Origin of the sequence: Mesorhizobium sp. M6A.T.Cr.TU.016.01.1.1, from assembly GCF_003952585.1 — a bacterium.
Classification (GTDB): Bacteria; Pseudomonadota; Alphaproteobacteria; order Rhizobiales; family Rhizobiaceae; genus Mesorhizobium; species Mesorhizobium mediterraneum.
On record NZ_CP034452.1, the window covers coordinates 3,557,138 to 3,571,218 of the forward strand.

Below are 14,081 nucleotides of genomic sequence, written 5' to 3' on the forward strand. Positions count from 1 at the left end.
TCAACTCGATATCATGATCATTCGCGACAGTGCCGCGGGAGGGAGCGCATTCCATTTGGCCTTTTCGTCAAGCCGATAGGCGGCGACCCGAGCAAAATCGAAAGGCTCGCGGGCGAAATTCGGCACCACCAGCGACAGACACCCAACCGTGGTAGCAACCGCATAAGCGTCGTCCGTCGTCGAATGGTAGGCGCGGCCCGGATGGCTGTGAATCTGGGCCAAGAGTTTCAGGCCGCTTTTGTAGAGCCAGACATTGAGCCGGTGCAGTTCTTCGGCCGCAACGATCACGCAAACGCCATCGTTTGTTCGAATGTGACGCTGCGCCGGGATAACCGTCTCTGTTACGGCAAAGTGCCGGTCTTCCTGAACGCCGACCCAAAGTGCCATCCCCTCATTGCCCTCGCGACCAACTGAGCGCAGATGCCCATGCGTGGTCGAGATGCAGCCGCGCGGGAGAGTCACGATCGTTACATCTCTCAAACCAGTCATTCTTGTATCGCCTGAGGGGATACCACCATTCCTACGATTGTCGGTTGGAGTTGAATCTGCAACTGCTCTATAGGAACGATTCCGTACTTGATGATCTTGTCCAGGATGAAGGCCAAACAGCCTTCGCCAGAACCCCGATGAAGTAGCCATGGATCACCTGAATGGGCTGGATTGTCGTGGTATTCCCGGACGCCCGCCATGCACAGGAATGGTTCGTCCTCGGGACTGTTGGCCTGGATGAAGTCCGTCAGCGGCACGGCGTTCTGCTGGATGAGAGCTCCTATCATCTCCGGCGGCGTTCCGGGCAGCGGCGGACGTCTAAGCATTTTCAGGTATAGATCTTTCCGGGCAATCGGATCACGCGTAAACGGATCGACGAAGACCACGGACGGTGGTCTTAAGTCGTAGTCGGTGAAGTCGACCTCGCTCGCTGCGCTGACCACCCGTGGCTTTAACTTGGGGCTGGCGAAAATGAAGAAAGCGCGCGGAAAAGTCGCCTCGATCAAGAAGCAGCCCTGAGCCCGATAGACATCAGCATATGGCCGGAACCGGCCGATCTTCCGATCAAACTTCGCTCGGGAGACCTCCGGATCCACACTTTGGGGTTTAGGCACCTGCGACGCCCGCCTTCAGGCTGAGGAACAGGGTCACAGTATTCGGGAAACCGAAATCGCCAAGCTTCTTGTCGACGTCGAGCAAGTTGCCGGCCTCATCCTTGAATTCCCAATTCTCGGCTGGTTGGGCGACATTCTGCGTGTTCTCAAGGGCTTTGGTACGAATGACGTGAAGCGGCTGGTTGGGATTGGCTTCGACCTGCGTGGGCTGGCCGTTCACCACCAGCGTGATCTCGATCTTGCCCGGTCCGCCGCCGTGATTATCGCCCTTACCCGAATCCTTCGACATTGTCCTACTCCTGTGGCTTGCCAACCGCCCCACGCCCTGGCACCCACCTGCGAGTGAGACCGGCGGTCTTCAATCGTTCACCCGGCGCCACGGCCGCGAGTACGCGAAAGACAGGGGATAAGCTACCGAATCGGTGCTTGCCTTCTTTTATGGGTGACTTGAGCCGCAAGTAAATGGTCTCAAATTGCTCCTCACAACTATAATCGATTAGAGCAATGCGAAAATATTGGCGACACGCCTATTCATCTGCTCTCTCACTCGCCTGCTCCGTGCTCGGCAAGGGGAGCTTTGATCTGCGTCACGCGTCCCCAAGCAGCTGATTGCGCCGGCAGCGCCATAGGAACCGTCGTTCAGAGTCTTCACCACTCAAGCACCCGCATGGATGCATGCCGACGCTCGTCTCCACAAAACAGCGCAAGTGGTGCCTTGTTGGATAAGGTCGCCTCGTACCTGGTGCAGCATCTCTCGGAACGCATGCCGCTGCGAGACCAGGCCTCATCATCGCGCATGCGCAGCAGCCGGCGGTCGATGTTCGTAACGCGTTCTGCTCATTTCGTGGCGCAGGCGCTGCTCGACTCGCGGACATATGCGGGCACCGAGGCGGAGGCTGACCAGTCGGCGCCGCGTTCGCGGATGTCGCTTGCAATGTGCTCGCGTGCGTTTGCCGCCGGCGACCTTCGTCCTCGCCTGCTAATGGCGAGCCGGCGCAAGCGGCTTGCTCGATACTGCCGGCGGGGCTGCGGGCCGGCTCCAAACGGCCGTTCACAAGAGCTTGCATCAGCAACTGGCAATCGGATCGATAACTTCGCGATCGCCGTTATGGCGCGGAGATGCGGCCTGATGGTCTGCAAGCCGCCTGGGGCGCCCTTGCCGAGCGTGCTCACGGGCTTGGGTGGGCGGCGCGCGAAACGCGTCATGCGTGAACGAAAGCTGACACTGGCAAAAGCCGACATGTCGGGTTCCGCATAGTCGACATGCCGGGATCGTGGAGGTTTTCGGGGAGAGCCATGCGTTTACTGCCCAGTGAGATTTGGCGCGGCCTTTGCAATTGAGATGCTAGCAACACGGATTGCCCTTCCATCGGTTAGAAAGTGAAGTGCCACGATGTCCGAACAACCGCTGCCGACGCTGCCGATGTGGCGCGTAGATCATATCGAGCCCTCGCCCGAGATGTTGGCGTTACGCGCCAACGGTCCGATCCACCGCGTGCGCTTCCCGTCCGGGCACGAAGGCTGGTGGGTGACAGGCTACGACGAGGCCAAGGCGGTGCTGTCCGACGCGGCGTTCCGGCCCGCGGGAATGCCGCCGGCGGCTTTCACCGGATTCGGTGATCCTCGGTTCGCCGGGGTGGCTGGTTTCACACGAGGGGAGCGAGCATGCCCGGTTACGCACGATCGTGGCACCGGCCTTCAGCAACCCAAGGGTAAAGCTGCTCGCGCAGCAGGTCGAGGCGATCGCCGGGCAGTTGTTCGAGACCCCGGCGGCCCAGCCCCAGCCCGCCCACCTCTCCTTTCCCCTTCCGACCATGGTCATCTGCGCGCTGATGGGCTTGCTCTACGAGGATCACGATTTTTTTGCCGGGCTGTCGGACGAGGTGATGACGCACCAGCATGAAAGCGGCCCGCGCAGCGCGTCGCGCCTTCCTCGAGCGCCAGCCCGATCCGTACGCGCATGCCGTGCCAGAAGACGCGCCGATCGGCGCTGAGCTGATCCTGCCGCAGTTGTGTGGCGAGGCCGCATCCTTGCTGGGCGGCGTGGCGTTTCCCCGCCACCCGGCGCTGTTGCCATTGCGGCAAGCGTGCCTGCTCAGGCTGGGTGCGGTGGCGACGTTGCCGAGCGGCCATCCGTTGCTGCACTCCTGGGAAGCCTGGGGGACGTCGCCGGCCACCCTATGCCCGGATGGCTACGGTAGCATCGGCATCAGTCCGGCGGCCACCGCCGCGTGGCGTGCGCACGCCGTGAAACAGGGGAGCACGCCGCAGGTCGGGCGCGCCGACGCGTATCTGCAGGCGGCATCGCGGGCGACGCACAGCGGCATCGAAGGCGTCGTTCCCAACGTCTGGCCTATCAATGTGTTCGAGCCATGCTGGGCGCTGTACACCTTGCATCTGGTCGGGCTGTTCGCGCATCCCGCGCTCGCCGATGCGGTGCGCGTGATCGTCGCCCAGCTCGACGCCCGCCTGGGCGTGCGCGGTCTGGGGCCGGCCTTGCACTTCGCGGCCGATGCGGACGACACCGCCGTTGCGTTGTGCGTCCTGCGCCTTGCAGGCCGCGCCCCGGCGGTCGATGCGTTGCGCCATTTCGAAATCGGCGAGCTGTTCGTCACCTTTCCCGGCGAGCGCAATGCCTCGGTGTCGACCAACATCCATGCCCTGCATGCGCTGCGACTGTTGGGAAAGCCCGCCGCCGGCACCAGCACCTACATCGAGGCCAAACGCAACCCGCATGGTCTTTGGGACAACGAAAAATGGCACGTTTCGTGGCTGTATCCCACCGCGCATGCGGTCGCTGCGCTGGCGCAAGGCAAGCCCCAGTGGCGCGACGAGCGCGCGCTGGCGGCGCTGCTGCAGGCGCAGCGCGACGACGGCGGCTGGGGCGCCGGTCGCGCGTCAACATTCGAGGAAACCGCCTATGCGCTGTTCACGTTGCACGTGATGAACGGGAGCGAAGAGCCAACAGGGCGCCGGCGGATCGCGCAGGCGGTAGCGCGTGCGCTGGAGTGGATGCTCGCCCGCCATGCGGCGCATAAAATGCCGGAGGCGCCGCTGTGGATCGGCAAGGAACTGTATTGCCCTACCCGGGTCGTGCGCGTGGCCGAACTCGCCGGGTTGTGGCTGGCGCTTCGTTGGGGGCGGCGCGTCGTAGCCGAGGGAGCAGGAGCGGCGCCATGATCCAGACCGAACGCGCGCTGCAGCAGGTCCTGGAGTGGGGGCGTGCCCTGACCGGTTTCGCCGATGAGCATGGTGAGGAAGCGGTAAGGGGCGGCCAGTATATCCTGCAACGCATTCACCCGAGCCTGCGCGACACCAGCGCCCCCACCGGCCGCGATCCGCAGGACGAAACGCTGATCGTGGCGTTCTATCGCGAACTGGCGCTGCTGTTCTGGCTAGACGATTGCAACGACCTTGGCCTGATCGCGCCGGAGCAGCTCGCCGCCGTGGAGCAGGCGCTGGGGCACGGCGTACCGTGCGTGCTCTCCGGATTCGAGGGCTGCGCTCAGCTGCGCGCTTCGCTGGCTGCGCTCGCCTACGATCGTCGCGACTATGCTCGGCTTCTCGACTATACCCGGTGCTACTGCGCGGCGCTGCGCGCCGGACACGCGCAGGCGGCAGGGGCGCGACGCTGGTCTTACGCCGAGTACCTGCACAACGGCATCGATTCGATCGCTTACGGGAACGTGTTCTGTTGCCTGTCGCTGCTGTGGGGGCTGGACATGGCGACCTTGCGCGCGCGTCCAGCGTTTCGCCAGGTCCTGCGGCTCATCTCAGTGATAGGGCGCCTGCAGAACGATCTGCATGGACGCGACAAGGACAGGTCGGCCGGCGACAACGCGGCGATCCTGCTTCTGCAGCGCTATCCGGCTATGCCTGTGGTTGAGTTCCTCAACGACGAGTTGGCCGGCCATACGCGCATGCTGCACCGGGTGATGGCGGAAGAATGCTTTCCCGCGCCGTGGGGACCGTTGATCGAGGCGATGGCGGCGATCCGCGCGCAGTACTACCAGACTTCGACCAGCCGCTACCGCAGCGACGCTGCAGGGGGAGGCCAGCGTGCGTCGGCCTGAACGCGCCGGAGGCGGCGGCTTGGGCGCGCTGCCGTCGGTTCGATCCGACGCAACGCCGTCGCCCGCTGCTACGGATGGAGCGAGCATGAGCGACACCGCCCTGAGCCGGCGAAAGGACGAACATCTGGACATCGTGCTGGATCGGCGAACGGCGCCGGCCACGGTGGCCGCTGGCTGGGAGTACATCCGTTTCGAACACTGCGCACTGCCCGAGTTGGACCTGACGCAGATCGACCTGCGCGCCTCGCTGCTGGGCAAGGCTATGCGCGCGCCGCTGCTGATCAGCTCTATGACCGGCGGCATGCCACGGGCCGAGGCCATCAACCGGTATTTGAGCGAGGCAGCGCAAGCCTTGGGGATCGCCATGTGCGTCGGTTCGCAGCGTGTGAGCCTGCAATCCCGCAACTCCCAGGGGCTAACGCGCGCGCTGCGCCGCCTGGCGCCAGACATTCCCTTGCTGGCCAATATCGGCGCCGCGCAACTGCGGGAGGCCGACGGCCTGGACCTGGCGCGTCGCGCGGTGGACGCGCTGGAGGCCGATGGGCTCATCGTCCATCTCAATCCGCTGCAGGAAGCGGTACAGCCGGAGGGCGACCGCGACTGGCGCGGCGTCCTGGCGCTGATCGCTGGCGCCGCGCGCATCGTGGGGGTGCCGATCGTGGCCAAGGAAGTGGGGGCGGGCCTGTCCGCCTCGGTGGCCTGTGCGCTCGTCGAGGCGGGCGTGGCGGTAATCGATGTCGCCGGCGCCGGCGGCACCAGTTGGGCCGCAGTGGAGGGCGAGCGCGCCCGCAATGCCGCCGACCGTGCAGTGGCGATGTCGTTCGCCGATTGGGGGATTCCCACCCTGACCAGCGTGCAGGCGGTGCGCCGGGCGCTGCCAACGGTGAAGCTGATCGCGTCGGGCGGGATCCGCGATGGCGTCGACGTGGCCAAGGCCATCCGCCTGGGCGCGGACATCGCCGGGCAGGCGGCCAGCGTGCTGGGCGCGGCGACAGTGTCCACCGAGGCGGTTGTCGCGCATTTCGAGATCGTCATCCGCCAGTTGGCCGTCGCCTGCTTCTGCACCGGCTCGGCTGATCTGGCGGCGTTGCGTCAGGCGCGCTTGTTGCCCTCGGCGCATTTGTCCGCCGGTTGATGTCGGCGTCGTCCGCACGCTAGCAGCAGGCTGCTGAAATACCTACGCCAAAGACAGACTATCGATCCCCCTGGCGAGACGGCTCGATGCACGGGAGCGATGTGTTCATGGAGCAGCTGTTCACGATGAAGCGGTTGGAAGATTTCGTTCCAGCCGATCATCCTTGTGCCCGCACCGGCTGATGATCAATGGAGCGCTGGTGCGGCTAGACGGCATCCTTTCCGGCATGTACGCCTGCAGTGCCAAAGGCGGTCGCCCCAGCGTTGCGCCGGAGAAATTGCTGCGGGCCGTGTGTTGCAGGTGTTCTACAGCGTCCGTCGGAATTGATGCAGCAGCTGCTGCTGTGGCAAGGCCAAGACCCGGGAATGCCGTCAGCTTTGATCAGGCGCTTCGGGTCGCCGGAAACGCGCGAAGAGTCCGGCTCTCGAAAAAGGCCGAACGCCTCAGATAAGGCCAGAACTCCTTGGGTCACCATCAAAACCAATTTGACGCCCCGGGACAATTTCGTCCGGCATTGTCCGGTGTACGACGATGTTGGGGATGCGACATAGGCGGATTGCCGTGTATTTAAACCGCTTTTCCTTTGGCACGCATATTGCGCCCTATCGGTAAACCTCGTCATGGGCCGGCGGCAATCGCTCGGAGATTGTCGAAATAGCACAATGATTTCTGCCGGGGTGACATCCGGCCCGACTAGAGCAGGACCTTTCAGATGATGTAGAAAAGCAAGCGGCCATACTCGCGGAGGAAATAGTCGCGTCAGGGCTGCATGGACGCTCTTTCCTGGTTGTTTCGGCGGCGGACGCCAACTCTTCAATCGGCACCCGACCAGTGCCTGGATGTCCAAGGAGCGCCCCTGTTGCGCGGCCTGGCTGCACCCGCGTGCTGGCTCTCCTCCAAGGCGACGCTCGGCGCTGCTGCAGACCGGCGACGAGAACCCAACTTCAAAATTCGCATTCCGAAAACCGAAAGAAGTGAACAGGTATGTCCAGGATCGGCGCTTTGACGCGCGCGGCACGGGGATCGGCAACTCAGACGCTGGCCAAGGGTTCGAAAAGTTTACACCCGCCGCTAGCGCCGGCCGATTTCAAGCGCGCACTTACGATCAACGATCGATATGGCGGGCTCACTGTCAATGTCCCCAAAATGCCTTTCTGGCTGACCGGGGGTGAAGCCTTAGTCTACCGCCGGACTAGCCACGGCGAGCAGCAGTTCATGCAGGTCGATGCTGCCACGGGTTTCAAGCGGCCCGCTTTCGATCAGGCGCGTCTGGCGGCAGCGCTAAACAAGGTGAGCCATGAGAGCTATCAAGCCGGCAATCTTCCGTTCGACCGTTTCGAACTGAGTGAGGATGGTCGCAGGCTCGACTTCCAGATTGAAGACACCCGGTGGAGCTGCGACCTTGCAAGCTACGACTGTACCAGCACCACGTTCGATGCAAGGAAAGGGGACCCTAGGGAGCTCAGCCACCGCTACACGCCGCCAGCGGAGAACAACCCCGACAAGAGCAACGCGTCGCCCGACGGCAAATGGATCGCCTATATCAAGAACTGCAATGTTTTCCTGCGCAGCGAGGACGGATTGCAGGATGTTCCTCTGAGCCGGGACGGAGCCGAAGGCAATTGCTACGTCTTTTCGACGCTGAGCTGGTCGCCGGACTCGCGCCACCTCGCCGCTTACCTTGTTCGCCCCGGCTATAGGCGGGAGGTCCGCTATCTCAATTCTTCGACGGACCAGTTGGAGCGGGAATATTCAACAATATTCTATCCCAGGCCGGGCGATGTCCTTCCGCTGCCCCAGCCGGTCCTGTTCGACATTGCCGGCCCGCGCCAGACCGTGATTGACGATGCCCTCTTCTCGAACGTCTTCGAACTTTCCCCTCTCCGGTGGTGGGCGGACAGCCGCGGCTTCACTTTCGAATATAACCAGCGCGGGCATCAGCTCTATCGCCTGGTCGAGGTAGACGCCGCCACGGGCCGCGGGCGCTCCCTGATCGATGAGACCAGCGAGACATTCGTTGATTATTTGCCGCTGGGGAATGGCCAGGAGGATGCCGGAAAAATCTTCCGTTTCGATGTCGATGACGGGAAGGAGATCATCTGGGCATCCGAGCGCGACGGGTATGAGCATTTGTATCTTTTCAACGGCCGGACAGGCGCGCTCGAAAACCAGATCACCCGAGGTGAGTGGGTCGTCCGGAGGGTCAACCATGTCGATCCGGTCAAGCGTTCGAGGCGAGCGGGATGAACCCGCAGGAGGACCCCTATTGGGTCCATGCTTACCGCATCGGCTTTGACGGCAAGGGACTGACTGCACTGACGCCCGAACCGGCCAACCACCATATCGAGTTCTCGCCTGACAGGCGCTATTATGTCGATCTCTGGTCACGCATCGATCTGCCCCCGCGCATGGCACTCTACCGCGCCAGCGACAATGCCAAGCTCCAGCAGATCGAGACGGCCGACATTTCCGAGCTCGTCGCCGCAGGCTGGCAGCCGCCGCTCAGTTTCCATTCCAAGGGGCGCGACGGCAAAACTGATATCTGGGGCGTGCTCCACCTGCCAGCCAACTTCGACCCGACGAAGAAATACCCGGTTGTGGAGAATATCTATGCTGGACCCCACGGCTCCTTCGTCCCGAAATCCTTCTCGCGGCGGACAGAGCCGCTCACGCAGCTGGGCTTCGTCGTTGCTCAGATCGACGGCATGGGCACCAACAACCGCTCCCGCGCCTTCCATGATGTTGCTTGGAAGAATCTGAAGGACGCAGGATTTCCCGATCGCATTCTGTGGCACAAGGCGGCGGCCGCGCAATATCCATGGTACGACATATCCAACGTCGGCATTTTTGGCGCATCCGCCGGCGGCCAGAGTGCAGTCAGCGCGCTGCTCTTTCACCCCGATTTCTACAAGGTCGCCGTCGCCAAAAACGGCTGCTACGACAACAGGATAGACAAGACCTGGTGGAACGAACTGTGGATGGGGTGGCCGGTCGGCATTGAATATTCGCAATCCTCCGCCGTTGACAATGCTCACAGGCTGCAGGGCAAGCTGATGATCGCGGTCGGCGAAATGGATGATAATGTCGATCCGTTTTGCTCGTTCCAGCTTGCCGATCGACTCATCAAGGCAGGAAAAGATTTTGACATGGTCTACGTTCCTGGTGCCAATCACCATACTCTAGGCACCTACACCGAGCGCAAACTCCTAGACTTCTTCGTTCGCAACATTCTCGGTCAGACCCCGCCCGACTGGAACACCAAACCGATCGAGCTGGAATAGCTTGTGGCTCTTGCAATTGTTAGCTCGCCTTATCGGCTGTAATCAGGGCGAGGCGCGAGCAAATCTTCACCGAAGGACGATCGTGGAGTCTAGGACTTGCGCTGCGTATTGAGGATCGGCTCGCCGCGACGTTGGTCTGCGCAAACTGCTTGATGGGCACGCCTGCAGACCGCGTGTGTGCGATTGCAAGATCCACTATCAGCCTCGTGTGAAGCGTTCAGGGGAAAAGCCGCACACCAACGCCGCTTCCGCTCGCCGTAACGCTACGGCGGTGCCGCCCACCCGATCCGCTCGACGAGCATTGGAACACATAGGTCCCCGAACGGACGATTGCCTTGGCAATAGAAGACCCTCGTCGGTCATCGCCGGTGTCGGTGGCAGCCCGCCGGTCTGGAGCTGCCACGATTCTCATCCTCGCGTCACATAGGAGCTGAAGCTTTCCGGATCGGGTATCCAATCGGCATCCAGTTGCTCGGCGATATGGTTGAATTCTGCCCTCAGGACAAGAGTGAGTAGAGCAGCCCCGCTACGAAAATCCCATCCTGGTTCGTTTGATGCATCGACTATTCAGATTGATTGGCGTGATACCCGGCGCGGCCGCAACACGCGAGGCCGTCAACCGCTGAGCAGAAAACCAGCCTTCGCCTTCCGCGGCGGCGGACCTCGTCAGCCTCTCGAAAGCTTGCCTGAGTAGGTTGCTCATGTGATCTGTGGAAGTGAGGATAGCGTGCACCCGTACAAACTAGACATTCATCGTGGCAGCTTGGCTGCAGGTGCAGCACGCCGTACCGCACGAGCAAGCGGACAGGCCGGCCAAGCCGGTTTTGAGCAGCACTTGGGCGAACTGCAGGCGGCGGACGAGTTGATGGGTGCGCCAGGCGAGGAGGTCCTCGTCAATGGCTCGCATGGTAAAGGTGAGTTGAGACCAACGAAGAGGCAGAGGATCCAAAGCAATCTGCAGCATGCTGTCACTGAGCGGCAACCAGGTGAGGTTGGCAACTCAGGCGCTCGCGTGATGATGCAACTCCCCACCCATCAGGTGGGTACATCGGAACGGGAGGCGCAACTTGTGATGCAGGGGGACGAGCACGAATACACCCCAGCACCGCATCTCGACGGGTCGATGCCCTCGACAGTGCAGCCGGATCGTCCAATTGTGGTCCCCGACGGTGCCGACAAGCGTCCTGTTTATTCCAACGATGCCACCGCCATCGAAGGGCTGAAGTCAGCACTCCTTGCGGGTAAAGCCAGGCCGGACACGGTCACTCGCAGCACAAATTCTCTTTTCGGCTTTAGTCGTTGGCTCTTTCAAAACAACAAGCCAGGGCTTGCTGCTCGGCTTTACCATCCGTCGCTGAGCCAGGATATCGAGGAGTACGAGAGTAGGGGTGGTTCCTCCACCGTGGCTGGCGCACTGCGTCAATTGATGAAGTCGATGGGCGGAGCCGGCCCGATTGTGGGTCGCGCTGTCCTGAACCCCCATCCTGACGACGCCGCGCTCACCAGACATTTCAGATCCGCGAGCGGCTACGCAACTGCTCTTAACCATTTCAGTCATTACCTACGTCAAAATGACAAGCTCGGAATTGCGGGTCGCATTTACGATAAATCGCTGGATAAAGATGTTGAGAGCTACAAGGCCGCCTCCTCTAATGGTGGAGCTCCGATCGAATCTGCGCTGGTTTATCTCCGCAAGAACCCGCCGCGCGTTATACTCGGGAATCATCTGGAAAACGCGGTCAGCATGGAGGCTCGTCCCCGTGGCGACGCTGCTCAGCATACCGCACCACAGCAGGGATTCGATTGGCCAGAGGAGCTCCTGCCGGTAGGTTATAAGGAGGGCACCGATCTACCATTGTCTCTCGCCCCAACCGCGCACCAACACCAAGCGCCCGACTTTGGAGAGGCCGTCCCTCACTTGAACTGGCGCCACGGCGACCAGGGCGCCCCGGAGGAGCTGGTAGCTGCACGGGACAGGAGCAGTCCGCTGCCAAGCGAGGCGGTGCCACATAAATCTGGACGGGGACTCGCTACGCAGCCCAGATTGTGGGCGGAGAAATCCGCCTCGCCAGAGCTCTTTCGACGGCGGGCGGAGCAGGCTCTGCCGGCGTCCGCCAGAGGTGTGGAGACATCCTCCGCGGTTGATGAAGCCGCGCAGGCCGCTCGCCAAGCTTTGGCTTGGTTGCAGCAGGAGATGGAGGGGATCGAACCGATGCAGGATCCTCATAAGGTGGCTACACCGGAATGTGAGGCGCAGCTCGTCAGGCAGAGGGATGAGCACGAATCCACCCCAGCACCGCATCCCGGAGGTGGTGGGTCGATGCCCTCGACAGTGCAGCCGGATCGTCCAATTGTAGTCCCCGACGGTGCCGACAAGCGTCCTGTCTATTCCAACGATGCGACCGCTATCGAAGGGCTGAGGGCAGCATTCCACGCGGGTAAGGCCAAAGCGAACACGGTTACTTACAATGTAAATTCTCTTTTCGGCTTTAGTCGGTGGCTCCTTCAAAACAACAAGCCAGGGTTTGCTGCTCGGCTTTATCATTCGTCGCTGGATCAGGATCTCAAGGAGTACGAGAGTACGGGTGGTTCCTCCACCGTGGCTGGCGCACTGCGTTACCTCAAGAAGTCGACAGGCGGAGCCCCGATTATGGCTCGCCCTGTCGTGATCCCCTATCCTGACGATGCCGAGCTCATTAGAAATTACAGAGCCGCTTCGACCAAGGAGTACCTGGCAGCGCCTGCGACCGGACGGAATCCAGATACCGTGGGCGGCTATACAAATTTTCTTAGACATTTTAGTCAGTACCTGCGTCAAAATAACAAGCTTGGGATTGCGGCTCGGATTCACGACAAATCGCTGGATAAAGATGTTGAGAGCTTCAAGGCTGTCTCCTATGGTAATAGGCTAAGTATCAGTTCTGCATTGGCTCACCTCCGGGATATCCTGCCGCGCATTGTGCTCGGGCGCGAAACTGTCCTTTCTGCTCATCCGGCAGACGCAGTCACCAGGCGCGTTGGGGCCGCTGCTGAAGCTGGGCCAGCGGCACCGGCAAGAGCTCCCCAACCCGCCTCGCCAGCAACCGCTAGGCTGCCAGGCACCTACCGCGGCCTTCCACTGGTTGATGTGACCACACTGACTACCAGTTCCTCTGGGGCTCAGATCGGGGCGCTCGATCCGACAGCCCCGTCCAACGTTGCAACGGGGCGGGTGCTCGGCGCCGCCGAATGGCTGAGCGACGCCCATATCCAGAGAGATTACAATTTGCTGGAGGGGCAACTGCAGGGGATCAATCCGGCGCTCGCTGCCCGGACTCGGCTGGTGGATCCTTCCGTATCCCATCTACTGCGACACACGTCGCCGCAAGACGCTCGAGGCATATTGCAGTCCATCTATAATCAAAACAACGCCACAGCCGACTTCCTGTTCTTGCCAGTGAATAATGGCACGGCTACTAGCCCCGGCACCCATTGGTCGCTGCTGCTCGTTGATCGCCGCGACCCGGAAAGGCGGTTCGCCTATCACTACGACTCCCTCCAGCGAGAGGGATATAACGACGTGCCTGCAAAACAGCTCGCAGGACTGCTGAATGCCACCTTGGCGCCAGCCCCCATGGCCAGACAGACGAACCATTATGATTGCGGCGTATTTGTCCTGGAGGGCACGTGGGCGCTGGTTGAACGATTGGTGAAAGGGCAGCGGCCAGACCACGAGCCGCTGCCCCTCGACAACCTCGTTGCCGATCGGCAGGCGCTGCAAGACCGGCTAAGGAGGCGCTTGCCGCACGAGGAAGAGCCGCGGCAGCTGCTGGAGGATGAACCCGCCTCCCCACCGATGATGGCATTGGAGCCAGGGGAACTGCGGCAACTGTTGGAAGACGAGCCTGCCTCCCCACCAATGATGGCGTTCGAGCCAGGGGAACTGCGGCAACTGTTGGAGGACGAACCTGCCTCCCCACCAATGATGGCGTTCGAGCCAGGGGAACTGCGGCAACTGTTGGAGGACGAGCCTGCCTCCCCACCAATGATGGCGTTCGAGCCAGGGGAACTGCGGCAGCTGTTGGAGGATGAACCCGCTTCCCCACCGATGATGGCGTTCGAGCCAGGGGAACTGCGGCAACTGTTGGAGGATGAACCCGCTTCCCCACCGATGATGGCGTTCGAGCCAGGGGAACTGCGGCAACTGTTGGAAGACGAGCCTGCCTCCACTTGGGCACAAATCAATTCGACCCCACATGCGCGAGCGGACGGTGTTCATCAGCCAGCCCAGGCGCCGTGGCTCCCTGAACGCAGAAGATAACTTTGCGGAGGAGCGGTCACGCAACTGTCGGCGGCGCCGGGCCTCAGGGTGAATGGAAAGGATGGAGTGGCGGATGGTGTCGCGTGAAGGCGCAACACGCGTGCTGACCGACCTGCATACGTAGGAAGTCGTTCATTGCTCCCAAATCGTATGTGAGGAACATTCCTGTCCCGGCTGCGCCGCGCGATG

The 14,081-nt window shown here is 61.8% G+C and carries 6 protein-coding genes and 4 pseudogenes; 7 read left to right on the forward strand and 3 right to left on the reverse strand.

All coding sequences use genetic code 11. The annotated features are described in order from the left end of the window. Genes EJ075_RS17095 through EJ075_RS17105 form a run of 3 tightly spaced genes read right to left on the reverse strand, consistent with a single transcriptional unit; the run spans position 1 to position 1,392 of the window. Entirely contained in the window at positions 1-489 is a 489-nt protein-coding gene (locus tag EJ075_RS17095) for a Mov34/MPN/PAD-1 family protein (RefSeq protein WP_091595801.1), read from the reverse strand. Then, on the reverse strand, positions 486-1,103 hold the full coding sequence (locus EJ075_RS17100; protein ID WP_126105055.1) for a putative metal-binding protein: 618 nt from the start codon (positions 1,101-1,103) through the stop codon (positions 486-488). Before EJ075_RS17100 ends, EJ075_RS17095 begins: the two co-directional genes overlap by 4 nt. Beyond that, the gene (locus tag EJ075_RS17105; protein WP_126105056.1) at positions 1,096-1,392 is read right to left on the reverse strand and encodes a DUF2604 domain-containing protein; all 297 of its coding nucleotides are present in this window, start codon (positions 1,390-1,392) and stop codon (positions 1,096-1,098) included. Before EJ075_RS17105 ends, EJ075_RS17100 begins: the two co-directional genes overlap by 8 nt. Positions 1,393-2,496: 1,104 nt before the next feature. Between EJ075_RS17105 and EJ075_RS17110 the strand changes: the two are divergent. The 7 genes and pseudogenes from EJ075_RS17110 to EJ075_RS17135 all read left to right on the forward strand — a co-directional run. Continuing rightward, a pseudogene (locus EJ075_RS17110) lies at positions 2,497-3,034 on the forward strand (cytochrome); the annotation flags it as partial. Continuing rightward, a pseudogene (locus EJ075_RS17115) lies at positions 3,015-4,283 on the forward strand (hypothetical protein); the annotation flags it as partial. The pseudogenes EJ075_RS17110 and EJ075_RS17115, both read left to right, overlap by 20 nt. Then, on the forward strand, positions 4,280-5,176 hold the full coding sequence (locus EJ075_RS17120) for a hypothetical protein (protein WP_126105057.1): 897 nt from the start codon (positions 4,280-4,282) through the stop codon (positions 5,174-5,176). The pseudogene EJ075_RS17115 and the gene EJ075_RS17120, both read left to right, overlap by 4 nt. A gap of 85 nt (positions 5,177-5,261) precedes the next feature. Next, complete coding sequence (gene fni / locus EJ075_RS17125; RefSeq protein WP_126105058.1) at positions 5,262-6,311, forward strand: type 2 isopentenyl-diphosphate Delta-isomerase; 1,050 nt, start codon at positions 5,262-5,264, stop codon at positions 6,309-6,311. Positions 6,312-6,397: 86 nt separating this feature from the next. Continuing rightward, positions 6,398-6,629 (forward strand): annotated as a pseudogene (locus tag EJ075_RS33740) (IS5/IS1182 family transposase); the annotation flags it as partial. Between the two features lie 666 nt (positions 6,630-7,295). After that, positions 7,296-9,592, forward strand: a pseudogene (locus EJ075_RS17130) (prolyl oligopeptidase family serine peptidase). Between the two features lie 835 nt (positions 9,593-10,427). Further along, positions 10,428-13,892, forward strand: coding sequence for a Ulp1 family isopeptidase (locus EJ075_RS17135; protein ID WP_245457938.1), 3,465 nt, complete (start codon positions 10,428-10,430; stop codon positions 13,890-13,892). Positions 13,893-14,081 lie beyond the last annotated feature (189 nt).